The organism is Micromonospora peucetia, from assembly GCF_900091625.1.
Taxonomy (GTDB): Bacteria; Actinomycetota; Actinomycetes; order Mycobacteriales; family Micromonosporaceae; genus Micromonospora; species Micromonospora peucetia.
In genome coordinates, this window is sequence record NZ_FMIC01000002.1 from 1,501,057 (window position 1) to 1,524,826 (window position 23,770).

Annotated in this window: 25 protein-coding genes and 1 riboswitch; of the genes, 10 read left to right on the plus strand and 15 right to left on the minus strand. The window is 73.7% G+C overall.

From position 1 onward, the window contains the following. Positions 1-609, minus strand: coding sequence for an ArsR/SmtB family transcription factor (locus GA0070608_RS06990; protein WP_176733658.1), 609 nt, complete (start codon positions 607-609; stop codon positions 1-3). A gap of 108 nt (positions 610-717) precedes the next feature. Then, the gene (locus tag GA0070608_RS06995; protein ID WP_091623665.1) at positions 718-2,829 is read right to left on the minus strand and encodes a heavy metal translocating P-type ATPase; all 2,112 of its coding nucleotides are present in this window, start codon (positions 2,827-2,829) and stop codon (positions 718-720) included. Between the two features lie 193 nt (positions 2,830-3,022). On the opposite strand from GA0070608_RS06995, the gene GA0070608_RS33305 reads away from it, so the two are divergent. The 5 genes from GA0070608_RS33305 to GA0070608_RS07020 all read left to right on the plus strand — a co-directional run bounded on the left by GA0070608_RS33305 (position 3,023) and on the right by GA0070608_RS07020 (position 7,131). Continuing rightward, positions 3,023-3,295: a hypothetical protein gene (locus GA0070608_RS33305; protein ID WP_245715723.1), complete on the plus strand. Its 273-nt coding sequence runs from the start codon at positions 3,023-3,025 to the stop codon at positions 3,293-3,295. Continuing rightward, positions 3,250-3,762, plus strand: coding sequence for an ATP-binding protein (locus tag GA0070608_RS07005; protein ID WP_342672607.1), 513 nt, complete (start codon positions 3,250-3,252; stop codon positions 3,760-3,762). Before GA0070608_RS33305 ends, GA0070608_RS07005 begins: the two co-directional genes overlap by 46 nt. Before the next feature lie 132 nt (positions 3,763-3,894). Further along, positions 3,895-4,728: an MEDS domain-containing protein gene (locus GA0070608_RS07010; protein ID WP_091623672.1), complete on the plus strand. Its 834-nt coding sequence runs from the start codon at positions 3,895-3,897 to the stop codon at positions 4,726-4,728. Continuing rightward, complete coding sequence (locus tag GA0070608_RS07015; protein WP_091623676.1) at positions 4,725-5,684, plus strand: sensor histidine kinase; 960 nt, start codon at positions 4,725-4,727, stop codon at positions 5,682-5,684. Before GA0070608_RS07010 ends, GA0070608_RS07015 begins: the two co-directional genes overlap by 4 nt. 208 nt (positions 5,685-5,892) lie before the next feature. Beyond that, positions 5,893-7,131 carry a DUF2786 domain-containing protein gene (locus GA0070608_RS07020; protein WP_091623680.1) on the plus strand — a complete coding sequence of 413 codons (1,239 nt, stop codon included), beginning with the start codon at positions 5,893-5,895 and terminating at the stop codon, positions 7,129-7,131. Between the two features lie 30 nt (positions 7,132-7,161). Here the strand turns inward: GA0070608_RS07020 and GA0070608_RS07025 are convergent, their stop codons facing one another. From GA0070608_RS07025 to GA0070608_RS07060, 8 genes are all read right to left on the minus strand, one after another. Further along, positions 7,162-8,622, minus strand: coding sequence for an alpha/beta hydrolase (locus GA0070608_RS07025; RefSeq protein ID WP_218107631.1), 1,461 nt, complete (start codon positions 8,620-8,622; stop codon positions 7,162-7,164). Between the two features lie 267 nt (positions 8,623-8,889). Further along, positions 8,890-9,159 (minus strand): hypothetical protein, encoded by a 270-nt coding sequence (locus GA0070608_RS07030; RefSeq protein WP_091634511.1) that lies wholly within the window; start codon positions 9,157-9,159, stop codon positions 8,890-8,892. Further along, on the minus strand, positions 9,156-9,512 hold the full coding sequence (locus GA0070608_RS07035; RefSeq protein WP_091623685.1) for an ArsR/SmtB family transcription factor: 357 nt from the start codon (positions 9,510-9,512) through the stop codon (positions 9,156-9,158). Before GA0070608_RS07035 ends, GA0070608_RS07030 begins: the two co-directional genes overlap by 4 nt. Before the next feature lie 289 nt (positions 9,513-9,801). Continuing rightward, positions 9,802-10,017, minus strand: a complete 216-nt coding sequence (locus GA0070608_RS07040) for a hypothetical protein (RefSeq protein WP_091623688.1) — start codon at positions 10,015-10,017, stop codon at positions 9,802-9,804. A 277-nt stretch (positions 10,018-10,294) separates the two neighbouring features. Then, positions 10,295-10,468: a CsbD family protein gene (locus GA0070608_RS07045; RefSeq protein ID WP_089002267.1), complete on the minus strand. Its 174-nt coding sequence runs from the start codon at positions 10,466-10,468 to the stop codon at positions 10,295-10,297. Between the two features lie 141 nt (positions 10,469-10,609). Continuing rightward, positions 10,610-12,865, minus strand: a complete 2,256-nt coding sequence (locus GA0070608_RS07050) for a heavy metal translocating P-type ATPase (RefSeq protein WP_091634514.1) — start codon at positions 12,863-12,865, stop codon at positions 10,610-10,612. A gap of 10 nt (positions 12,866-12,875) precedes the next feature. Continuing rightward, positions 12,876-13,874: a hypothetical protein gene (locus GA0070608_RS07055; RefSeq protein ID WP_091623693.1), complete on the minus strand. Its 999-nt coding sequence runs from the start codon at positions 13,872-13,874 to the stop codon at positions 12,876-12,878. Between the two features lie 28 nt (positions 13,875-13,902). Further along, complete coding sequence (locus GA0070608_RS07060) at positions 13,903-14,112, minus strand: heavy-metal-associated domain-containing protein (RefSeq protein ID WP_091623696.1); 210 nt, start codon at positions 14,110-14,112, stop codon at positions 13,903-13,905. 151 nt (positions 14,113-14,263) lie between these two features. Between GA0070608_RS07060 and GA0070608_RS07065 the strand changes: the two genes are divergently transcribed. Then, positions 14,264-14,566 (plus strand): metal-sensitive transcriptional regulator, encoded by a 303-nt coding sequence (locus GA0070608_RS07065; protein WP_091098681.1) that lies wholly within the window; start codon positions 14,264-14,266, stop codon positions 14,564-14,566. Between the two features lie 108 nt (positions 14,567-14,674). Here GA0070608_RS07065 and GA0070608_RS07070 read toward each other — a convergent pair whose 3' ends face one another. Continuing rightward, positions 14,675-15,304 carry a DUF305 domain-containing protein gene (locus GA0070608_RS07070; RefSeq protein ID WP_245715725.1) on the minus strand — a complete coding sequence of 210 codons (630 nt, stop codon included), beginning with the start codon at positions 15,302-15,304 and terminating at the stop codon, positions 14,675-14,677. Positions 15,305-15,386: 82 nt separating this feature from the next. Beyond that, positions 15,387-15,887, minus strand: a complete 501-nt coding sequence (locus GA0070608_RS07075) for a hypothetical protein (RefSeq protein ID WP_141719419.1) — start codon at positions 15,885-15,887, stop codon at positions 15,387-15,389. A 218-nt stretch (positions 15,888-16,105) separates the two neighbouring features. Here GA0070608_RS07075 and GA0070608_RS07080 point away from each other — a divergent pair, with 218 nt between their 5' ends. Next, positions 16,106-17,470, plus strand: a complete 1,365-nt coding sequence (locus GA0070608_RS07080; protein ID WP_091623703.1) for a YibE/F family protein — start codon at positions 16,106-16,108, stop codon at positions 17,468-17,470. 166 nt (positions 17,471-17,636) lie between these two features. Beyond that, positions 17,637-17,768, plus strand: a riboswitch (cyclic di-AMP (ydaO/yuaA leader). A gap of 3 nt (positions 17,769-17,771) precedes the next feature. Continuing rightward, positions 17,772-18,788 (plus strand): coiled-coil domain-containing protein, encoded by a 1,017-nt coding sequence (locus tag GA0070608_RS07085; protein ID WP_091623706.1) that lies wholly within the window; start codon positions 17,772-17,774, stop codon positions 18,786-18,788. A 60-nt stretch (positions 18,789-18,848) separates the two neighbouring features. Here GA0070608_RS07085 and GA0070608_RS07090 read toward each other — a convergent pair whose 3' ends face one another. Beyond that, positions 18,849-19,601 carry a carbonic anhydrase gene (locus tag GA0070608_RS07090; RefSeq protein WP_091623710.1) on the minus strand — a complete coding sequence of 251 codons (753 nt, stop codon included), beginning with the start codon at positions 19,599-19,601 and terminating at the stop codon, positions 18,849-18,851. 211 nt (positions 19,602-19,812) lie between these two features. Between GA0070608_RS07090 and GA0070608_RS07095 the strand changes: the two genes are divergently transcribed. Together GA0070608_RS07095 and mycP are read left to right on the plus strand one after the other, a co-directional pair. Next, positions 19,813-20,154 (plus strand): helix-turn-helix transcriptional regulator, encoded by a 342-nt coding sequence (locus GA0070608_RS07095; RefSeq protein WP_091623714.1) that lies wholly within the window; start codon positions 19,813-19,815, stop codon positions 20,152-20,154. 160 nt (positions 20,155-20,314) lie between these two features. Continuing rightward, positions 20,315-21,562 (plus strand): type VII secretion-associated serine protease mycosin, encoded by a 1,248-nt coding sequence (gene mycP / locus GA0070608_RS07100; RefSeq protein ID WP_245715726.1) that lies wholly within the window; start codon positions 20,315-20,317, stop codon positions 21,560-21,562. Between the two features lie 271 nt (positions 21,563-21,833). On the opposite strand, the gene GA0070608_RS07105 is transcribed toward mycP, so the two are convergent. Beyond that, positions 21,834-23,159 (minus strand): WXG100 family type VII secretion target, encoded by a 1,326-nt coding sequence (locus GA0070608_RS07105; protein ID WP_141719420.1) that lies wholly within the window; start codon positions 23,157-23,159, stop codon positions 21,834-21,836. Between the two features lie 16 nt (positions 23,160-23,175). Beyond that, positions 23,176-23,754 carry a hypothetical protein gene (locus GA0070608_RS07110; protein ID WP_091623721.1) on the minus strand — a complete coding sequence of 193 codons (579 nt, stop codon included), beginning with the start codon at positions 23,752-23,754 and terminating at the stop codon, positions 23,176-23,178. Between the last annotated feature and the right edge of the window lie 16 nt (positions 23,755-23,770).

The following is a 23,770-nucleotide window of genomic DNA, read 5'->3' on the forward strand; positions in this document are numbered from 1 at the left end:
TCAGTGCTCCTCGTTCGGGGTGCTGTCGTCGGGGTCGGCGCTGGGGTGCAGGGCGACCACCACCCGGTGCTCGCGCCCGCCGGGGGCGTTCTCGTCGTGATACCTGCCGACCAGGGCGGTGACGGTGGCCGCCAACTCCTCGGCGAAGGCCGCCCGGTCACGCGCCGAGGCGAACCGGACGGTGCCGTCGACGGCGAACGTCGCCACCCGCTGCTTCGCCCGCTCCGAGCCGGTGATGAGCGCGCCGACGTCCTGCACGAGCCGGGCGGCCAGCGCCAGCAGCCAGCGCGCCGAGAGCCGGTCCGGCGACCGGGACGGATCGGGTCGCACGGCGGCGAGGGCCAGGGGCGAGATCACGTACGACGCCGCGGTGGCCCGCATGACCCGCTCGGTGACGTTGCCCTTCCGTCGCTCCTCCACCAACTCGACCAGGCCGTGCTGCTCCAGCGCCCGGAGGTGGTAGTTGACCTTCTGCCGGGGCAGCCCGACGCGGGCGGCGAGCATCGTCGCCGAGGCCGGCTCGGCGAGCGCGGCCAGCAGCCGCGCCCGCATCGGATCCAGCGACACCTCGGCCGCCGCTGGATCCTCGATCACTGCGATCTCGAACATGACCACAGCGTCCCACCGACAGATTTTTCTGTCAAGACAACCCGATTAGTCGGCGTGCCTGCTGGTCGGCCTCGGCGTCTTCGCACAGCATCCTGGCGCTGAGGCCCCTCACCCCTCCGGCCTCAGGCGTACCCGGCGCAGCAGTTGGGCGTTGAGCGCCACCACGATCGTCGAGGCCGACATGAGGACCGCACCGACCGCCGGGCTGAGCGACACACCGGCCCAGGCCAGCACGCCCGCGGCCAGCGGAAGGGCCACCACGTTGTAGCCGGCGGCCCAGGCCAGGTTCTGGATCATCTTGCGGTACGAGGCCCTGGACAGCCGGATCACGCCGGTGACACCGCGCGGGTCGGACGAGGCGAGCACCACCCCGGCCGACTCGATCGCCACGTCGGTGCCGGCGCCGATGGCGATGCCCACGTCGGCGCGGGCCAGGGCGGGGGCGTCGTTCACCCCGTCGCCGACCATCGCCACCCGCAGCCCACGCCGTTGCAGGTCGGCCACGGCGTCGTCCTTGTCGGCGGGCAGCACCTCGGCGAAGACCTCGTCGACGCCGGGGCGGAAGCCGAGGTCGGCGGCGACCGCCTCGGCGACCGGCCGAGCGTCCCCGGTGATCATCACGATCTTGCCGATGCCCTGCTGTCGCAGCTCGGCGATCGCTTCCCGGGCCTCGGGGCGGACCTGGTCCTCCAACGCGAGGGCGCCGAGCACGGTGGCCGTGTCGCCGTCGAGGCGCAGCAGGTGCAGCACCGCCGCACCCCGCCGCGACCAGTCGTCCTGCCGGTCGGCCAGGTCGCCCGGCACCTCGGCCTTCAGCTCGCGGAGCAGGGCGGGACCCCCGACCGCGTACGCCGTGCCGTCGACCTCGGCGCGGACGCCGCGCCCGGTCAGCGAGCGGAACCCCGTCGCCCGTCGGGCCGGGCCGCGCTCGGCCCCGGCGGCCACGATGGCCCGGGCGAGTGGATGCTCGCTGTCCGCCTCCACCGCCGCTGCCAGGACGAGCACGTCGTCCTCGCTGCCTCCCCCGGTGGCGACCACCCCCGACACCACGTGCTCACCCCGGGTCAGGGTGCCGGTCTTGTCGAACAGCACCGCGTCGACCGTGCGCATCCGCTCCAGCGCCAGCCGGTCCTTGACCAGGATCCCGCCCCTGGCCGCCACGGCGGTCGACAGCGCGATCACCAACGGGATGGCCAGGCCCAACGCGTGCGGGCAAGCGATCACCAGCACGGTGACGGTACGCACCACGGCCTCGCCCGGGTCGCCGAGCACGGCCCAGGTCACCAGGGTCGCCAGGGCCACCGCGGTCGCGATGTAGAACAGCCAGGCGGCGAACCGGTCGGCGAGCACCTGCGCGCGACCGCTGGACTGCTGCGCCTGGGCCACCAGGCGCTGGATGCCGGCCAGCGCGGTGTCCTCACCGACCGCCTCGACCCGCACCCGGATCGCCGCGTCGGTGGCCACCGTGCCGGCGACCACCCGGTCGCCGACGCCACGGGAGACCGGCCGCGACTCGCCGGTGACCATGGATTCGTCCAGCTCGGCGTCGCCCTCGGTGATCCTGCCGTCGGCCGGCACCCGGGCGCCGGGCCGGACCAGCACCAGGTCGTCGACCCGCAGGTCCGCCACGGACACCCGCTCGACCCCGCCGTCGGCGGTCACCCGTTCGGCGTCGTCGGGCAGCAGCGCCGCCAGGGCGGACAGGGCGCCCTGCGCCTGGCCGATGGCCTTCATCTCCTGCCAGTGCCCGAGCAGCATGATCGTGACCAGGGCCGCGAGCTCCCACCAGAAGTCCAGGTCGAAGGCGCCGAGCGCGGTGGCCGCCGAGGCGACGTAGGCCACCGTGATGGCCATCGCGATCAGCAGCATCATGCCGGGCGCCCGGTCGCGCACCTCCCGTACCGCGCCGACCAGGAACGGCCAGCCGCCGTAGAGAAAGACGACCGTGCCGAGCACCGGACCGACCCAGGCCATGCCCGGGAACTCCAGCCGGTAGCCGAACCAGTCCATCACCATCTCGCTGGTCAGGATGATCGGCACGGACAGGGCAAGGCTCAGCCAGAACTTCCGGCGGAACATCTCCGGGTCGTGCCCGGCGTGCTTGTCGTGGCCGCCGCCGTGGCCGCCGCCGTGGGCGTGCTCTGCGGCGGGCGGCGACTCACCCGGGGCCGACTCGTGCGGCCGGTGGTCGACGTGCTCGTGGTGTGGATCGTGGGACATGTCCGCCTCCTCTCGACCACCATATACCCCCTCGGGGTATCGGCAAGCAGTGGTTGCGAAACAGCGGCGATCGACGTGACGCCGGCCGCGTCCGGTGGCGTCGATCGGGTGGGTCACCGCGTCCGGGGCCCACCAGTCGGCCGGTTCCGGGGGTGGCGGCGGGTCGGTTGCCGCGCTGGTCGATCATCGGCCCATGTTCAGACGCCTCCGCGAGACCGCTCGCGAGAACCGCCGACAGCAGGACCTCCGGGCGAAGTCGAAGAACCCCGACGGCTGCTGCGACTGCTGCGACCTGGGCCTGTTCTCCACCCTGCTGATGGTCGGCTCGGCGACGGCCGCGGCCACCCACGCGCCGGTGCTGGACCGTGGGAGGCCGGATGGCCGCCGAGCGGGTGCGTCGCTGCCGTCCCGGGGTGGCCCGTGGCACCCACGATCCGGTGCGCTGACTCGCCCACCAAGGGCGTGAGCCGGCGGGAGATCGGGTACGACAAGGCCATGGGCAAGCTGAGCAGTTCCCCATTCCCGCCGCAGGCCAGCGAGCTGCGACGGTGGACGTTGTCGGAGGCGGCGGACCTGCGGGCCCTGCGGGCGTCCCTGCACGAGGAACTGACCGGCGACGTGCTCGGTGAGGACGAGGCCCTGGAGGAGGTCCCCGAGCTCATCGCGCTGATCGCCACGGAGCTCGCCACGAACGCCCTGCGCCACGGGATCCCGCCGACCGTCGTCCGGCTGCTCGCCACCGACGACCATCTCGTCCTCGACGTCGCCGACCACGACGTGGGCTCGCTGCCAGAGCTCGTCGAGGCCCGGCCCGTCGGCGACGGCGGGCGCGGCCTGGAGTTGGCCCGCGCCCTATCCCTCGACGTCGGCTGGTACGCCACGGGCACCACCAAGAACATCTGGGCGTCCTTCCCCCGCTCCGCGCGCGTCTGAACAAACACGCGCACCGCCTGACCGGCCGCCGGCCGGCACGGCGCCGGAAGCCGGCCCGCCGGGTCCCGGCAGGTCGGGGGACATGGCCCCTGTCTCCGTCCGGCCTACACTCGTTGTCGTGAGGCAACCAGCGTGATCAGCAGAGAGCGGCGGGCCACGTCGCGGGGTCACGTCTGCTGGACGTACGACGACCCGGAGGCTCTCGCCGACCAGGCGGAGCGTCACCTGGCCGCGAGCCTCGCCGCCGGCGAGCGCTTCTGGTACATCACCCCGCAGCCCTCGGACCAGGTCGCCGAGCGGCTACGCGCCCTGCCCCACTTCGCCGCCGCCGTGCGCCGCGGAGCCGCCGCCGTGGTCCCCCTGGTCGCGACCTACTCGCCCGACCACGTCGTCGACCCGGCGACGCAGGTCGCCGCCTACGCCGCCGCCACCGACGAGGCGCTGGCCGCCGGCCACACCGGGCTGCGCGTGGTCGCGGAGGCCACCGAACTGGTCCACACCCCGGCCAAGCTGGATGTCTTCACCCGCTACGAGCACCAGATCGACCGCTACATGTGCACCCGGCCGTTCGCGGCCCTGTGCGCCTACCACCGGCCCAGACTCAGCGACCGGGCGGTCACCGAGCTGGCCTGCATGCATCCGGAGAGCAACGTCGAGGGCCTACTGTTCCGGTTGTACGCCGTGGCGCCCGGCGACGGGCACGCCGCGCTGGCCGGCGAGCTGGACATGTCGAACCACGAGCTGTTCCGCACCGCCCTGGACCGCGCCGACCTGCGGCCCACCGACGGTGAGCTGGTGCTTTCGGCGGCCGACCTGCGCTTCCTGGACCACCGCGCCCTGACCTACCTGGCCGAGTACGCGAGTCGGCGCGGCGCAACCGCCGTGCTGCGCACTCCCCGCCCGGCCACGACCCGCCTGGTGGACCTGCTGGACCTGCCCGGGATCCGGGTGGAGGTCACGCCATGAGGACCGGCGCGGCCACCCAGCACCACGGCTACTACCACGAGGCCATCCGCTACGCCTCCGACGAGGAGCTGCTGGCCGTCACGGTGCCGTTCCTGCTCGGCGGCGTCGAGGCGGGCGAGCCGACCTTCGTGGCCCTGGGCGAGCGCACCGGCGGGCTGGTCCGCTCGGCGCTGCCGGCCGGTTCCCCGGTCGACTTCCTCGCCGGCGGCGACGTCTACGCCCGGCCCGCCGCCGCCATCCGGTCCTACCGTCAGCTCCTCGCCGAGCAGGTGGCCGCCGGCGCCGGGCAGATCCGGATCATCGGTGAGGTGCCCCCGACCTCGTTCGGCGCGACCTGGGACTGGTGGGCCCGCTACGAGTCGGCGATCAACCACGCGTACGACGACTTCCCGCTGTGGAGCATGTGCGCGTACGACACCCGGATCACGCCGACGTCGGTCATGGCCGACGTGGCCCGGACGCATCCCCGGTTCGCCACCGCCGACGGGCGGCACCTGCCCAGCCCGAACTGGACCCCACCCACGGACTACCTGCGGGAGAACCGCCCGATCGTGCCCGACCCGGTCCAGGCGCAGCCGCCGGCCGTCGAGCTGACCGACCCGACGGCGGCCGAGGCGCGCGCCGCCGTGCACAAGGCCGACCACGGGCAGGTGCCGGTCGACGACGTGGAGGATCTCGTCGTCGCGGTCAGCGAGATCGTCACCAACGCGCTGCGCCACGGCCGGCCGCCGGTCCGGCTACGCGTCTGGGCTGGCGACGACCGCATCGTGGCAGCGGTCAGCGACGGTGGCGAGGGGCCGGACGACCCGTTCTGCGGGCTGCTTCCGGCGTCCGGCGACGCCCCCGGCGGGCTCGGTGTCTGGATCACCTACCAGTCCTGCAACCACGTGACCTGGCAGCGCGAGGACGGTGGCTTCATGCTGCGGCTGACGGCCGGGAACGCGTACACCGGCTGACCGGACCGACCCGGACGGCCTCCCGCCCCGGCGCGGAGCCCGGCGGGCCCACGCCGGCGGAGGGCGGGACCGGCGTGCTGTGCTCCCGCTGCGCACCGGTGGCACCGGTCACGACTGGCGTACGGCTGCCCGGCCGGGAGGTACCTTCGGCGGGCGGGCGACGATCGTTTCCCGGCGCGGGAGAAGCAGACCCCAGGAGGACGCGGCCGTGCCGGACGCCGAGGAACTGATCAGCGACGCGCTCGCGGCGGTGCGCGGCACCGACGTACGCCTCGCGGAACGGCAGCTGGACCGGCTGATGATCGGAACGGGCGCCCCGGACGGCGCAGCGACGGTGGACGCCACGCTTCTGCGCCGCCTGGCCCGGGGCGTCGGCCGGCTCGCGCAGCGCGGCTGGCAGCCGGTGGACCTGTGCCGGCTCGCCGCCCGCCGGCTCGACCCCCGCGCGGCCGGGCTGGTCACCGACGCGTTCGCCGCACAGCGCCGCGACCTGACCGGGCCGGTGCCGCCGTGGTGGGACGACCAGCTGCGCGACCTGGGCGCGGCGGTCTGGTGGGACACCGACGAGGGCCACCTGGCCGCCTGGTCGACCCGCGCCGGGTGTGACCGGTTCACCACGCTGCGGGCGGCGGTCGACGCGCTGGCCCTCGTCGAGGGACTCCCGCCGGTCGCCGTGTTGCGCCCGCCGCCCGGCGCGTCCGTGGCCGACGTCGCGCGTGCCGGGTCGGGCAGCGGCTCCCGGATGCTCGGCCGGGTGCGGGCGCTGCTGGCCAAGGCGGAGTCGACCACCTACCCGGCCGAGGCGGAGGCGCTGACCGGCAAGGCCCAGGAGTTGATCGCCCGGCACAGCATCGACCAGGCGCTGCTGGCCGGCGCCGCCGAGCCCGGCGACCGGCCGGGCGGGGTGCGCCTCGGCACCGAGTCCCCGTACGCGGGTGCGAAGGCGCTGCTGGCGCAGGAGGTGGCGGCGGCGAACCGCTGCGAGGCCGTCTGGTCCGACGATCTCGGCTTCACCACCGTGCTGGGCTGGCCGGCCGACCTGGAGGCAGTCGAGCTGCTCTACACCTCGCTGCTGGTGCAGGCCACCGCCGCGATGCTGCGCGGCCGGGGCGAACGGCGCACCAAGGGCGCCGGCCGGCGGACCCGGGACTACGACGAGTCGTTCCTCAACGCCTTCGCACTGCGGGTCGGCGAGCGGCTGCGGGCCGCCACCGACGCCGCGGACCGGGAGGCGGCGGCGCAGGCCGGGCCGGAGCGGCTGCTGCCGGTGCTCGCCACCCGCTCCGCAGCGGTACGCGAACGCCTCGACACGCTCTTCCCTGGCGTCACCCGGTCCCGGCTCACCGTCCGCGACGCCGACGGCTGGTCGTCGGGCACCTCCGCCGCGGACCGCGCCTCGCTCAGCGCCGGCCCCGCCCCGAAGCGCCAGGTGCGCGGCCGGCGCTGAGGGTTCCTCCGCGCCGGCCGGCTCCCCACGTCAGGCCCCGGGCTCCGCGACGGCGGGGCAGCTGCTGCCGTCGACGGGCACGTCGACCGAGATCAGGTAGCGGTCGATCGCCTCGCCCATGCACGGGCTGCGGGTGTAGTTGCCGTGTCCCCATCCCTCGTAGGTCAGCAGCACCCCGGAACGGCCGAGCTGCCGCGACACGTTCGTCGCCCAGTTGTGGCCGCTCGCCGGGTCGTGTCGGCTGTTGGCGAGCAGCAGCGGCACGTCGGTGCGGACCCGGAGCCGGTGCTGCGGGTTGGCGACGGGGGCCGGCGTGCCGAGGCAGGTCGCGATCGCCGGCAGCGCCTGCGGGTAGCGCACGTCGGGCGCGATCCGGGCCATCCGGCGCAGGTGGGCCGCATACTCCCGGTGGTCGCGGACGGGCAGGTGCCAGTCGGCGCAGAAGACCGCGAAGGGGTACGGCGCCACGGTCTCCTCGCCGCCCTGGTCGTCGGCGGCACCGGGCCCGGCGGCTGCGGTCGGCTCCGCCCGCAGGGCGACGATGCGCCGGACCAGACCGGGCCAGTCCGGGCCGTACAGCCTGCGCTGCGCGAACCGGCTGAGGTCGTACGGGGTCAGCGCCACGCCGGGCCGGTCCGGGTCCACCAACTCGCCCTGCTCCGCCCGGGCCAGGAGGCCGGCCCAGACGGCGCGGACATCCTCGCCGTGCAGGGCGCAGCTCGGCGTACGGACGCACCAGGCGACGAACTCGTCGAAGGAGTCCTGCGCGGTGGCGGCCTGGGTGTCGAGGAAGGCGCGGGTGCCGAGGCTGTGGTCCACCACGCTCTCCAGCACCATCGCCCGGATCCGGCCCGGGAACTCCTCGGCGTACTGGGCGCCGAGCAGGGTGCCGTACGAGCTGCCGTGGAAGGTGAGGCGCGACTCGCCGAGCGCCGCCCGGACGGCGTCCACGTCCCGTACGGCGCTGCGGGTGTCGACGTGGTCGTACAGCGGCCCGGTCCGCGCCCGGCAGTCGGCCCGCAGCAGCGCGTTGTCCTTCAGCGCGGCGTCGAACCGGGCCTGGTCGGTGATGACCTGTGGCTGCCGGCCGAGCAGTTCCGCCGAGCAGCGCACCGGGTTGCTTCGTCCGATGCCACGCGGGTCGAAGCTGACAATGTCGAACCGGCGGCGCAGCTCGTCGCTGAACCGGTCGTTCTTGATGATCCGGTCGACGCCGGAGTCTCCCGGCCCGCCCGGGCCGAAGACCAGCGAGCCGATCCGGGCGGCCGGGTCGGTGGCGGCGCGGCGGGCCAGGTGGAGCGTGAACCGGTCACCGTCCGGCCGCTCCCAGTCGACCGGGAGCGACATGGTGCCGCACTCGGCGGTGCGGTCCTTTTCGCAGGGCTGCCAGGCGATGCCCGGCGCGGGAACTGGCGTGGGCCGGGCTGCCGAGGCCGGCGCGGGCGTCGGCAGGGCCGCCGCCAGCAGCGCGGCGGTCGCGCCGACCGCCAGCGTCCGGAACCAGACGGGGCGTGGAAGCTGGGCTGGGCCAGCCCGGCGGCCAGCGGCCTGACCGACCTCCGCGTCCTGTCGAGCTGAGTCGTCCACGACATCGGACGGGTCGCCGCCACGAGCGGCGGATTTGCGTGTGCGCAGCACGAGATGCTGTCCTCTCCATCGAAGGAGCGTTGCGATGAGAACTCGCCCGTGGGCGAGGCGATGCTTCTTCCACCCGGGCCGTCGAGTTGGCGCTCGGCGGTCCGGGGCCTTTCGGGTCCGTCAGTCGACCTCCTTGAGGACGCGTTCCACCGAGACCAACCGGGACTCCATCGCGCCGAGCCGGCCGTCGAGGGCGGCCAGCACCCGCCCGTTGGCCTCCTGGGCCTGGACGGCGCTCTCGGCGAGCCGTCGGTACTCCTCCTCGCGTGCCCCGACCACCCGGGCCCGCCGGGTCTTGGCAACCTGCACGATCGTCACCGTGATCACGCTGAGGAGCAGGGCGAAGATCCCGATCGCCCCGACCACCTCGGTCCAGTCGTGCTCGCTCATGCCGGCCACTTCTCGTCCTCGTCCGGCCCAGCGCCCGGGGCGGCGGTGAGGCTGTCGGCCGCCGTGGCGATGGCGGCCGGAGTGAGGGTGTACACGAACGGATTCACCTCGTAGTACTTCATTGCCTTCCCGTCCTCCGATAGCTCCAGGTACGCGGACACGAGGCCGGCCGCCGCGAGCTTGCGCAGGTGCACCTGCACCAACGCCCGGCTGATGCCCAGCTCGCGAGCGAGTTGGCTGACGTACGCGCGCCGTCGCGCCAGCACGGCGACCACCCGCATGCGGTGCGGGTTGGCCAGCGTGGCCAGTACGCGCACCAGTTCGTCGCCGGTGACCGGCGGATCAGCGCTCATGACCAGCCCTTGCACATGCAAACGAAAGTTAGCGGGTCGAGGTCGGTGATGTCACCAGTGGACGGTCGATCTCAGGGGCGGGTGGGGGATGCCCCTGTTCCTCCCCGGAGCGGGGCGGGGCGGGAGGCCCGGGGTGATCCCCCGCCGCCCGCGCGGGCACGCCGACGCCTCAGACCGCCCGCGCCCGGCCGGGCCGCCGTCGAGGACGCGCGCCAGCGCCGGAGTTGGCGGGCGATGGCCTGGCTGCTGGTCGCCGGGGCGGACCGGGAAGCGTCGACGCCGTCAGCGTTCAGGCGCGGCAGTCGCGGGTCAGCGTCGGCGGGAGGCCCGTGAAGGTGGAGTCCAGCCAGGCGGCCGGGCGGGAGGCCCGGGAGCCGGCGTCGATCCGGTCGGCGGTCTCCTCGATCAGGGTGCGGATCTGCGGGTCGGCGGCACGGCGGGCCTGCGCGCGTACGTCGTCGGCCAGTTCCGCCAGGTTGCGCCGGAGCTGGGGCGACCTGCTCACGGTGCGGTCACGGGTGAGCGAGGCCGCCGGGTCGGTGGAGATCTTCCGGCTGCCGGCGCGGATGACCTGGTCGACCTCGCGGCAGACCTCGACGGTGTTGGCCGCGGTCGTGGCGACCGGGTCTCGGCCGGCCCTGTGGACGGCACGGGTTCAGCCGACGCCGGGGGCGGCAGCACGTCGTCCTGCCAACGAGTGGCGGCGGCTGCGGGACACGTCGACCGGTACGCCTTCCGCCGGGCCGGCTTGCAGCCGGCCCGGCGGTGTTCGCGTACGCGAATCAGCTCTTGAAGGCGTCCTTGATCTTCTCGCCGGCCTGCTTCAGCTTGGCGCTCGCCTGCTCGTTGCGGCCCTCGGCCTCGAGCCGCTCGTTGTCGGTGGCCCGGCCGGCGCCTTCCTTCAGCTTGCCGGCCGCATCCTCGGTCGTGTTGTTGATCTTGTCGTCGAAACCCATGTCAACCTCCCGATTGGCAGTGCCGGTACGCCCCCGATGTACCCCGTCCGGCCGCCGCCCAACCGCCCCGGTCACCGAGCGTCAACAATTCACCGGCACCGCCCGCCCCCACGCGGGAGCGGGCGGCACGGTGTGGCGGGCTCAGGCGACCGAGCGGAAGCCGCGCAGCCGGAGGCTGTTGGCGACCACGAAGACCGAGGAGAAGGCCATCGCGGCACCGGCGATCATCGGGCTCAGCAGGCCGGTGGCGGCCAGCGGCAGGGCCGCCACGTTGTAGGCGAAGGCCCAGAACAGGTTGCCCTTGATGATGCCGAGGGTGCGCCGGGCGAGCCGGATCGCGTCCACGGCGGCCATCAGGTCGCCCCGGACCAGGGTCAGGTCGGACGCCTCGATCGCCACGTCCGTGCCGGTGCCCATGGCCAGGCCGAGGTCGGCCTGGGCCAGCGCGGCGGCGTCGTTGATCCCGTCGCCGACCATCGCCACCGTCCGTCCCTCGTCCTGGAGCCGCCGCACGACGTCGACCTTGTCGGCGGGCAGCACCTCGGCGATCACCTCGTCGATGCCCACCTCGGCGGCGACCGCGCGGGCGACGGTGGTGTTGTCGCCGGTCAGCAGGATCGGGGTCAGGCCGAGCCCGCGGAGCTGTGCGACCGCCGCCCGACTCGTCGGTTTGACCACGTCGGCCACCGCGAGGACGCCACGGGCGCGGCCGTCCCAGCCGGCCAGCACCGCCGTCCGTCCCTCGGCCTCCGCCGTGGTCGCCGCCCGCTCGACCTCCTCCGGCACGTCGAGACCATGCTCGCGCAGCAGCCGGAGCCGGCCGATCAGCACCTCCCGGCCGTCGACCGTCCCGCTCACGCCGAGCCCCTCGGCGTTGGCGAAGCCGGTCACCGGCGGCAGCACGCCCGCCTCGGCCGCCCCGGCGGCGATCGCCCGGGCGATCGGGTGCTCGGACGCGGACTCCAGCGCCCCGGCGAGCCGGAGCAGCTCGGCGCGGTCCTCGCCGGCCGCCGGGAACACGTCCACCAGGGTCATCTGACCGGTGGTGACGGTGCCGGTCTTGTCCAGCACCACGGTGTCCACCTGCTTCGTGGACTCCAGCACCTCCGGCCCCTTGATCAGGACGCCGAGCTGCGCGCCCCGGCCGGTGCCGACCAGCAGGGCCGTCGGCGTGGCCAGCCCGAGGGCGCACGGGCAGGCGATGATCAGCACCGCCACGGCGGCGGTGAACGCGGCGGTCGCGCCCGACCCGCTGCCGAGCCACCAGCCGAGCGTGCCCACCGCGAGGGCGATCACGATCGGCACGAAGACGCCGGAGATCCGGTCGGCCAGCCGCTGCACCGCCGCCTTGCCGGTCTGCGCCTGCTCGACGAGCCGGGCCATCTGGGCCAGTTGGGTGTCGCCGCCGATCCGGGTGGCGGTGACCACCAGCCGGCCGCCCGCGTTGACGGTCGCGCCGACCACGGAGTCACCCGGACCGACCTCGACCGGAACGGACTCACCGGTGAGCATGCTGGCGTCGACCGCCGAGGTGCCCTCATCGACCACCCCGTCCGTGGCGATCTTCTCGCCGGGCCGGACCACGAACCGGTCCCCCACGGCGAGCTGGTCCACCGGGATCCGGGTCTCCGTGCCGTCACGCAGCACCGCGACGTCCTTGGCGCCCAGCTCGAGCAGGGCGCGCAGGGCCGCGCCTGCGGTCCGCTTCGCCCGCGCCTCGAAGTAGCGGCCGGCGAGGATGAACAGGGTCACCCCAGCCGCCGCCTCCAGATAGATGTTGCCGGCGCCGTCGGTGCGGTCGATGGCCAGAGTGAACGGGTGGGTCATCCCCGGTGTCCCGGCGGTGCCGAGGAAGAGCGCCCAGACCGACCAGCCGAGCGCGGCCAGGGTGCCGAGCGATACCAGGGTGTCCATGGTCGCCGCGCCGTGCCGCAGGTTGATCCAGGCCGCCCGGTGGAAGGGCAGGCCGCCGTAGACGACGACCGGGGCGGCCAGGGTCAGCGACAGCCACTGCCAGAAGTCGAACTGCCAGGCGGGCACCATCGCCAGCACGATCACCGGCACGGTGAGCACGGCCGAGACCCACAGCCGGGTACGCAGGCCGCGCAGCTCGTCCACCGGCTCGGCGGCCGGTTCGTCACCGGCGGACCTGGGCGGGGGCGGCAGGGCCGCGGTGTAGCCGGTCTTCTCGACCGTGGCGATCAGTTCGTCCGGGGTGACCTCGTCGGCGAACCGGACGGTGGCCTTCTCGGTGGCGTAGTTGACGGTGGCGGTCACCCCGTCCATCCGGTTCAGCTTCTTCTCGATCCGGGCGGCGCAGGAGGCGCAGGTCATCCCGCCGATTGCCAGCTCGATCTGGTTCGGCGCGTATGGCAGGGGCTTGCTGCTGGTCGTCATCACGGTCCCGTCAGTCATGCCCGTGACCGGGGACGCCGTGGCTGGCGTCGACGGTCGGGGAACTTGTGGCGGCGGGCGTGCTCGCCGCCGGGGCGCCCGTCGCGGCCGGGGCGCCCGGCACGGTCAGGCTGCCGGCGACGACGGTGAATTCGGCGGTACGCACGACGCCGCCGTGCTTGAAGTCCAGGTAGAGCCGGTAGGCGCCGGCCGACGGCACCTCGGCGGAGAAGCTCACCTCGGGGCCGGGCCTGGTCCGCCCGTCGCCCGGCTCACCGTTCGGGTGCACGTGCAGGTACGCCAGGTCACCCTGGCGCAGCGCCACCAGGTGGCCGTACGCGCCCAGGTAGGGCTCCAGGTCGGTGACCGGCGCGCCGTCGCGGCTCACGGTCAGGGTCAGCTCGGCGGTGCGGCCGGGCTGCGGGGCGCCGGCGAGCGTGACGGTGTAGCCGTCGACCGTGGTGCTGGTCGCCGGGGCGGGCAGGGGTCGCCCGGTCAGCGCGCCGGGGACCGTCACGTCGACGCCGAGGGTCAGCGCCTCGCCCCCGGTCGGGGTGAAGTCGGCGAACGCCCGCCAGACGCCGGGCCCGGCGAGCGGCGAGTCGACCCGCCAGGTGCCGTCCGGCTGCATCTCCGGGTGCACGTGCCGGAAGCCGGAGAGGTCGCGGCGGGCCACGATCAGGTGCATGCGCTTGTCGTGCGCCACGTCGTACGCGGTGACCGCCCGGCCGTCGGGACCGGTGACCTGGAAGGCGAACTGCCCGGCCGGGGCGCCGAGAGGGTGGAGGGTGTATCCGCGGTCGGAGACGAGCAGGCCGCCGGGCAGGTGCGCCGCCGTGCCGTTGTCGCCTCCGTGTCCGGCCTCGCCGTCGTTCCCGTGACCGCCGGTGGCGTCGTGCGGGGCTTCGACGGGCGGCGCCACGGGGTCGGCCACCCGGCCGACCCCGTACGTCGCGCCGAACACCACTGCGAGGCCGAGGGCGAAACCGCTCAGCTTCGTCGCCGTGTTCATGGTGTTCCTCGATTCTCCGTGCTCGCTGTCAGACGCCGACGAGGTCGTAGCCGGCCTCGTCGACGGCGGCACGCACGGTGTCGGTTTCCAACGGGCTCTCGCTGGTGACGGTGACCCGACCGGCGGCGACGTCGACCTGGACGTCGCTGACGCCTGGGATCGCGCCGACCTCGGTGCTGACCGAGTTGGCGCAGTGCCCGCAGGTCATGCCCTGCACCTGGTACGTCGTGGTGATCATCGAACTCTCCTCTCGACACCCCCAGCCTATACCCCCCGGGGGTAAGGCGGAGGCAGACCGGCGCCTGTTCAGTGTACCGGTACCCGGTGGGGGTATCCCGGCCACGGAAGGACAGTACCATACCCCCGAGGGGTACGGTATCCTCGACCCCATGACCACACCGACGCCCGCCCCGACCAGGGGCTACACCGCCACCAAGGACCAGCTGCTCGCGCGGCTGCGCCGCGTCGAGGGGCAGGTCCGTGGCATCGAGAAGATGGTCGACGACGACCGCTACTGCATCGACGTGCTCACCCAGATCTCCGCGATCCAGGCCGCCCTGGACAAGGTCGCGCTCGGCCTGCTCGACGGGCACGCGCGGCACTGCATGCACGAGGGCGCGGCCGAGGGCCGCGCCGACGAGATGGCCACCGAGATGATGGCCGCCGTGGGCCGACTGATGAAGCGCGGCTGAATCCGCGATCCCCGGGTGACTCCCTGAGGGACCCCGTCGGGCCGCGCCCGTCGAGGCTCGGCCGGGGCGCCCCGGCGCTCCCTCGATGGGAGCGCCGGGGCGACCGGGTCAGAACCGGCCGAGGATCTTCCTCATCGTGTCGATCTCGGCCTGCTGGCTGCTGACGATCTGCCCGGCCAGGGCCTTGGCCTCCGCGTTCACGCCCTTGGCGATCTCGTCCCGGGCCATCGTGACCGCGCCCTCGTGGTGGGCGATCATCATGGTCAGGAACTGCCGGTCGAACTCCCGGCCGGAGGCCGCCGCCAGCTTCGTCATGTCGGCGTCGGACATCATGCCGGGCATGCCGTGGTCCATGTGCGGCATCTCGGCTCCCGGCGACGGCACCGGCCGCCCCCAGGCCGTCAGCCAGCCGCTCATGGTGGCGATCTCAGGTGCCTGGGCCGCCTTGATCTCCGCGGCGAGCCGCTTCACCTCCGGGTCCGCCGCCCGCGTCGCGGCCAGGTCCGCCATCTCCACCGCCTGCTGGTGGTGCGGGATCATCATCTGGGCGAACATCGCGTCGGCGTCGCCGAACGCGGCCGCGCCGGTGGCCGTGGCGGACGGCCCGCCGGTGCCGGGCGTGCCGTGTCCCATTTCCGGGGACGAGTGGCCGTCGCCGCCGCAGGCGGTCAGGGCGAGGGCGGCGGTCAGAGTGGCGCCGGCCAGGGCGGCACGGCGCGCAAGGGTACGAGTGGTCACGTCTGAGGCCTTTCGGTGTCGGAACGTACGCAGCACGACGAGGACGCGGAGCGGCGTGGGGCCGGACCGCGCCGGACGCGTCCTACCTGCGCAGCACCGAGACCGTGGCGAGCCGCAGACCGACCGGCCGGTGCGGCGGGGCCCGGGGCGACGGGAAGGTGCCGGCCGTGCCACGCCCCGGCGGACCGACGGCGCGTGCGACGGCCGACAACAGCGCGGCGGCCAGCAGCGTGACCACGAACGCACCCAGCACGGCCAGGCACACGCCCCACCCGGGCAGCTCTCCACCCGCGCCGCCGAACGGCAGGAGCCGGTCGGGCACACAGTCACCAGCGCAGCCCGCGACGGCCTGGAAAGTCGCCACGGCGGCGTACTCGAGGACGGTGTCGTGCCTGGGTGGCATGGCCGCGTCCGCCCCGTCCGGGTGCGGGCCGGGCCCGGCGACGGCGTGCGCCGACGGTTCGGCGGAATGCCCCGTCGGGTGTGAGTCGTGGCCGATGGTGTGCATCGCGGCCAGACCGAGCAGCGTGCAGAAGAGCAGCAGGAGCCGGGCCCCCCGCGCCGCTGTCACCGTCGTCCGCACACCCGACACGCTAGCGTGCCGGCCCGCCCGTATGGCGGCCACCGCGCGGTACGGCACCTGAACAGGCGGCACCGACGGCGGCGGACGGTGGTCCACGTCCCGACACCCCCCGCACGACCTGCGCCCGGACGTCGGGGTGACTACCATTCGCCCGGTGGCCCTCCGGATTCCGCACCGGCCGGCACGTACCCCGCCCTGGATTCGTTGGGAGACACTCGATGGGCGCCGACCACACCCGTCCCGCTCCGTCCGCCCCGCCGGGGGTACGGCGGATCCTCGTCGCGACGGTGGTGCCCCTCTTCGTCGCCACGCTGATCGCGGCCCTGGTGCTGTGGCCGTGGGACACGTCGGATCCCGCGGCCGGCACCGAGCCACCCCGTTACCACGGCACGGTGACCCGGGTGGTGACGGAGCCGTGTCCGCCGGCCCCGGAGACCCCGGAGGGGAGCCCGGGCACGCCGCAGGGTCCCTGCGGCACGGTCACGGTGCGGGTGGACGACGGTCCCGACGCCGGCCAACAGGTGCAGACGCCGGTGCCGGCCGGCCCCGGTGCGCCGACCGTCGCCGTGGACGACGAGATCATCCTGGTCGAGCTCACCGACCCCGCCGACCCCACGGCCAGCGCGTACAACATCGCCGAGCACCAGCGCGGCAAGCCGCTGGTCTGGCTGGTGGTGCTCTTCGCGGCCGCGATCGTCGCCTTCGGGCGGTGGCGTGGGCTGGCCGCGCTGGCCGGCCTGGCGGCGAGCTTCGCCATCCTGCTGACCTTCGTACTGCCCGGCATCGGCGCCGGAAGCCCGCCGCTGCTGGTCGCGGTCGTCGGCGCCGCCCTGATCATGTTCGTGGTGCTCTACCTGACCCACGGGGTGACCGCGCAGACCTCGGTCGCCGTGCTCGGCACGTTGGGCAGCCTGGTGTTGACCGGCATCCTCGCCACGATCGCCACCGCCGCGACCCACCTGACCGGGTTCGGCACCGAGGACGCCACCACGCTGTCGATGCTCCAGGCCGACGTCGACCTGCACGGCCTGCTGCTGGCCGGGATCATCATCGGCTCCCTCGGTGTGCTCGACGACGTCACGGTCACCCAGGCCGCCACTGTCACCGAGTTGGCGCACGCCAATCCCGGGCTGTCCCGGAGGCAGCTCTACCGGGCGGCGACCCGGGTCGGCCGGGCGCACATCGCCTCGACGGTGAACACCATCGTGCTGGCGTACGCCGGCGCCTCGCTGCCGGTGCTGCTCCTGCTGACCGCCGACTCGCGGGCGGTGACCCAGCTCCTCACCAGCGAGTTCCTGGCCCAGGAGATCGTCCGCAGCGCGGTCGCCACCCTGGGCCTGATCGCCGCCGTGCCGCTGACCACCGGGCTGGCGGCCGTGGTGACCACGGCGGGCCGGCGGGGCGGTGCCGCCACCGGCCGCGACGGGCCCGCGCCCGCGCCCGCGCCTACGCCCGCACCGACGCCCCGGCCGGCGGCCGACCGGTCCGAGGCGCTGGAGGCGCTCGGCGGGCCGCGTGCCGGGAGCACGCCGTCCGCCGCCGGCTGGCCCGACCGGGACAGGAGCACGGATACCGCATGGTGACACTCCTCAGCGTGACCGCTCTGGACGTCCGGCTTGATAAACGCATCACTGGTCACCGTCTGCCATTACGAAATAACGCATTTAGTCGGCTTAGGGGCGTAGATCCCCAGGAGGCATCTCGGGTAACCTCGCTGCCGGTCACCGCCGAAGGCGCGCAGCGGCGCCTGCGGTGCCACCGCCCAATCGCCGCCAGGCGAGCCGGGGACCCAGGCACGTGGGGTGAATCCGCGACAGCGGTAGGGGCCACTTCCGCCCCGAACCCGTCAGCTAACCCGGTCGGCGGTCGACGGAAGGGAAAACTGTGACGGCACCCCTACGCCGCTGGTTGACGCCCGTGGTGGCCGTGTTCGCCGCCCTGGCGGTCTTCGCCGGGCCCCTCCCGGCGGTGGCCGCGCCCACCCCGCCCAAGCCCTCCGGGCACGGGGACGACGAGCCCAAACTGCTCGGCGACCTGATCGAGGCCCGGAACCGGTCCTTCGTGCAGGCCCAGGCCAAGCTGAAGAAGTCGCAGGACCGCCAGCGTGAGCTCGCCCGGGAGGTCGACCGGGCGCAGGCCGCGCTGGCGCTCCTGGCCCCGCAGGTGAGCCAGATCGCCGCCCAGTCCTACCGGACCGGGCGGATCGGCGCGGTGTCGATGCTGCTGGACACCGCCAGCCCGGACTCGTTCGTCCAGCGCGCCGCCGCCCTCGACGAGCTCAACCTCGTCAACTCCAAGAAGCTCGCCGAGGTGAACGCGGTCAAGGACCGCGCCGAGCAGGCCAAGCTGGCGCTCGACGCCGAGGTCCGCGAGCAGCAGAAGCTGACGAACGAGTTGGGCCGTGAAACGAGAGAGGCGAAGAAGGCGCTGGCGCTGGTCGGCGGCAACGGGCTGACCAAGGGAAAGGTGGTGGCCGAATCACCGGTGGCCCGATTGGCGCCCGGTCGTACCGCCGACGGCGACTGGAAGCCGCTGTCCTGCACCGAGAACGACCCCACCACCGCCGGCTGCATCACCGCCCGCACCCTGCACATGTACAAGGAGGTCAAGCGGGCGGGCTTCAACAGGTTCGTCGGCTGTCACCGCTCCGGCGGACCGTACGAGCATCCGAAGGGCCGGGCCTGCGACTGGTCGTTGCAGAACAGTGGCTTCGCCCCCTGGCACAACGACAGCACATTCAGGTATGGCAACGACCTGACCGCGTTCCTGGTCCGTAACGCCGACCTGCTCGGCATCTACTACGTGATCTGGAACCGGCAGATCTGGTTCCCGGCGACCGGCTGGAGCTCCTACAGCGGCCCGTCGAACCACACCGACCACGTCCACGTTTCACTGCTCTAGCCGAGCGCTACGAAAAGGGCCGCCCCGCCGACGACGCGGGGACGGCCCTTTCTCGTCGGGTCAGGCGAGCGCGGCGCTGGCCGAGGGCTCCGGTGTGTCGACCGCGCCGGCGGGCACCGCGGCCACCGTCCGCACCCCGCCGGCGGTCAGCCGGTACGACATGCCGACCACCCCGCAGCGACCGGCCGCCACCTCCGCCGCGAGCGCGGCGGACCTGCCCAACATCGCCTCGACGGTGTACGCGATGTGGATGTCGACGATCCGGTCGATGTCGTCCACCCCCTCGGCGGCGGCCCGGCGCAGGCTGGGCACCACGGCGTCCACCACGGCGCACAGGTGCCCGGGCGGCGGGGTGCCGGTGGCATCCGCCGTACGCGCCGCCTGGACAGCCCCGCAGGAGTCGTGCCCGAGCACCACCACCAGCGGCGTGCCCAGGACCGTCACGGCGTACTCCACGCTGCCCAGCACCTCAGGGCCGATGGTGTGCCCGGCGGTACGGACCACGAAGAGGTCACCGAGGCCCCGATCGAAGATGATCTCGGCGGCGAGTCGGGAGTCGGAACAGCCGACGATCACCGCGAAGGGGTGCTGCCCGTCGGCGACCGCGGCCCGGTGCCCGGCGTCCTGGTTGGGGTGGCGCGGAGCGCCGGTCACGAACCGGAGGTTGCCGGCGTGCAGCTCGGCGAGCGCCTGTCCGGGATTCGTGGGGGCGGCGGGCGTGGTGCCGACGTCGACGGGGGCACCGCCCGTGGTCGGCACCGGGAGCGTCCGCTCCGGGCCCGGTTGAGTGCCTGGCGATCCGGGACGGCTCATCCCCCACCTCGCTGCCTTACGTGAACGGCCTGGTCACCCGGGCCGACGCTGGACGCGGGCTGCCACCACCGTCACACGCAGCGCAAGATACGTCAAGGGATGCGTGATATCCATTTCATATGTTCGGCGACCCTCGTGCGCTGGTGATCGGCCCCTCGCGCACCCGCCGGCCACGAGGGCGCGAAGCGAAACCCGAAGCAGTGGCCATACGATGACGGACATGGCGACGACAGGGGAGAACGGGAGCACCCGCAACTGGACCTTCCTCACCAACCACGGGCACGTGCTGCTCGCCATCGCCCGCAACCCCACCGCCCGGCTGCGCGACGTCGCCGACGAGGTGGGCGTCACCGAGCGGGCCGCCCAGGCGATCGTCGCCGACCTGGAGGCCGGCGGCTACCTGAACCGCACCCGGGTGGGCCGGCGCAACGAGTACACCCTCAACCCCGCCGGACGGTTCCGGCACCCGGCCGAAGCGGACCGGCAGGTCGGCCACCTGCTCGCCCTCTTCGCCGACGAGCAGGAGCCGGCCGAGGCCGTCGAGCGCTCCTGACGACGGATCCACCCGTCCGCTGCCGCAACGCCTCCGCCCGGGTCGTCGCCGGTCGCCCCCACCCACGTCACCGGCCACCTGGCAGGGCTCCCACCCCGCCACGACGCCCGGCCCGGAGGCCGTGGCGCGCGCCCTCGGCCCGCGGCGGTAATCTCACCGCGTGCGCGAGAGTTTCCGACCGGGCGGGCCCGAGCCGGCCCGCCGACCCGGGCGTGGTGCCCGCGCGGTCCTCTGTGGAGCGGCTGCGGTTCTGCTCGGCACCACCGTCGTCGCTCCGTCGCCCGCTTCGGCGGCGGTCCCCGACTGCGGTCCAGGCGGCGTCGCCGCCCCCGCCGAAACCCCGTGGCCGCTACGGAGACTCGAGCCCTCGTCGGCCTGGCGGATCTCCCGGGGCGCCGGCGTCACGGTGGCGGTCATCGACTCCGGCGTCTCCGCCAGCCATCCCGCCCTGAAGGGCCAGGTCAGGGTGGGCCGGGACTTCAACGGCCTGCCGCAGCAGGAGGGCCGCTGCGACCTGGCCGGGCACGGCACCATCATCGCCGGCATCATCGCCGGGAAGGAGGGCCGCGGCGCGTCGTTCAGCGGCATCGCGCCACAGGCCAGGATCCTTCCCGTACGCGTACTGCCCGACACCAAGACCACCACCGACGAAGGTCTGCCCGGGCAGATCGCCGCCGCGATCCGGTGGTCGGTGCAGAACGGCGCCGACGTGATCAACCTGTCACTGGTGACCCAGGACCGGCAGGAGCTCGCCGACGCCGTCCGCCACGCCCTCGACGAGGGGGTGGTCGTGGTGGCCGCCGCCGGCAACCGGCAGGAGAACCAGCAGGACCGGCCCGCGTTCCCGGCCGCCTACCCGGGGGTGATCGCGGTCGCCGGGGTGGACGAGGAGGGCGGCCACGTGGGCAGCTCGGTGAGCGGGAACTACGTCGACCTCGCGGCGCCCGGGGTGAACATCCTCGGCCCGGCCCCCGGGGGCGAGGGCTATCTCGTCGAGCCACAGGGCGGCACCAGCTTCGCCGCCGCGTACGTCTCCGGGGTGGCCGCGCTGGTCCGGGCCGCCCACCCCGACCTCGGCCCGGAGCAGGTCGCCGACCGGTTGACCCGGACGGCCGACAGCCCGCCCGAGGGGAAGAACGCCGAGGTCGGCTACGGGGTGGTGAATCCGTACCGGGCGGTGGCGAGCCTGCTCGGCAGCCGTACCGACCCGCCGGCCGGCGCGATGCCCACACCGCCCTCCACCGCCGACCCACTGGCCTGGCAGGGCACCGTCGCGCTCTGGGTCGCCGCCGTCGCCGCGCTCGTCGCCGGGCTGCTGCTGTCCGTGAAACCGATCATGGTTCGTGGACGGCGTCGGGGCTGGCGCCCGGGCCGCCGCACCTCGGAAGCGGACGCCACCGCCGGCTGACGCCCGCCCCGGTGCCACTGCACCAGCGACGGCAGCATCCGCCCGGTGGAGAACGCCGCCCCGCGCGCCCGTGCCTCATGCCTCGCATTCCACCCACACCGGCCGGTCCCGGCCCGTACCTCTGCTGCCGGATGCCCGAACCGGGCACCGGTGACGGGTCGGGGGCACGCCGAAGGTCCGTCCGGCACCTCGGGGATGGCGGGTGCCGCACGGCGCCGGACAGCGCTGAGCGCCGCCCACCTGTGCGGTGGACGACGCTCAGCCAACGCTGTCAGCGCAGGATGCCGGGCGTACCGCCGCCGTCGGCACCCCAGACGTCGTCGTCCTCCTCCAGCCAGGTGTTGCGAGCGGTCTCCTCCTCGCCGTAGCCGGCGCCACCCATGCCGCCCATGCCACCGACGCCCCGTGCGCCCGCACCGGCGCCCTTGGCGCCCGCACCGGCGGCACCCGCGCGACCGCCGCCGCCACGACCGGCCCCACCGGCCGCGCCGCCCATCATCGGCGACATTCCACCCGCGCCGAGCTTGCCACCGGCACCGAGCTTGCCGCCGGCGCCCCGGCCGCCACCGCGATTGGCACCAGCCGCGCCGCCGCCCATCATCGGCCCCATGTTGGGGCTCACCGGCCGGCCGAGCGAACCGCCACCGGGGATCATGCCCCCGCCCAGCCCGCCGCCACCGGAGCCCAGCCCGCCACCGGAGCCGAGCCCCGAGGTGCTGGGCAGGCCGCCACCGCCACCGCCGAGGGCGGGAACGGTCGGGGCACCGGCACCGGCCAGACCGCTGCCGTAGTCGTCGGCGAGGCTGCCGGTGCCCGGCGGCCTGTAATCGCCGGAGAGGTCGGGATGCGTGCCGGAGCCGATGTCCGGAGTCTTCGTGTAGGGCGGGTTGAAGTCCGGCTTCGTCACGTCCGGAGGATTACTGCCGATGTCCGGCATCTTGGTGTCGGGGGTCTTGATGTTCGGGTTCCCGATGTCCGGGTTGGCGCCGATCGGTTTCACCGGGCCCGGCTTGTCGAGGTTCGGCGTCTCCACGTCCGGGCCTCTGTCGTCGATCGGCGGCCTGCCATCACCGGGCGTGCCAGAATCGACAGTCAGGTACTCGCCCCTGACCTGGTTGTAGACCTTGGCCGCCTCATCGGACTTGTCATTGATCCAGTCGGCGAGCGAGGTGAGCGGGTCGAGCAGACCCAGGAAGTCGGGCTTGACCTTCATCTCGAAGAACCCCGCGCCGATCACGAGTCGGCCGTTGCGCGCCTCCAGCACGTCGTTGAGGCAACTGGCGGGGATGGGAAAGTCGGCCTGCGCGGCACTCAGCTTGTCGGCGGCGGTCTTCAGCGACTGGACGATGCCATTGTGCTTCTCAGCATCATCGACGATCTGGCCCGTCGTCATGGCGAGCCCCTTGACGTGGGTCTTGAAGGACTCGTACGCCGGGCCCTTCCACACGTCACCGAGATCGGTGACGTTCTTCTCCAGGCTCTCCTTGACGGCGTTCAGGTTCTTCAGCAACTGCTCCCAGCCCAACGCGGCGCTGGCGACGTCGCCCGGCCTGCCTGCGACGACGAGTTCCTGGCACATCTCTTCCCAGCTTGGCATCCTGTCAACCTCCCGTTCAGCCGGTGGGCCCGGTGGGGGCCTGCGTGAAGGCACGCGTCATCTCGGCGGCAGACATCTCGTTCGCCTTCTCCGCGGTCTCGTAGTTCTCCTTGACCTCTTTCAAGGCGTTGGCGGCCTGGTAGAGGCTCTCGGAGAGAGCGCGGACCTTCTGCTGAGAGGTGGTGAAAAGACCACTGTGCTTCCGCGCCAGGTCACCCGCCCGGTCGAAGGCACCCAACGGGTTCGACGACCCGCCGCCCGGGCCGCCCACGCCCCCCGCCGCGACGCCGCCCATCTTGTCCTGGATCTCAACCATCTCGTACGACTGGTTGTGCAGGAAGGAGGCGTGCGCCTCCAGCCAATCGATGGCGCTGTCCAGGCTGGACGCGTCCCACTCCGTGTCGTCGCCCTTCTCGCCCGCCCCCGGCACCAGACCGGAGGGGGTCTTCGCGCGGTTGACGTTGTCCATCGTGATGCCGTTGTAGGTCACCATGGGCGCCAGCGGGTGGACCGGCACGGGAACGGGCAGGTCCGCCCGTATCTCCTCCGGCAGCTCCGTCCTGTCCACCCGTGGGCTCGTCCCGTCGTCCGTCATCGGTTCCTCCCCGTCG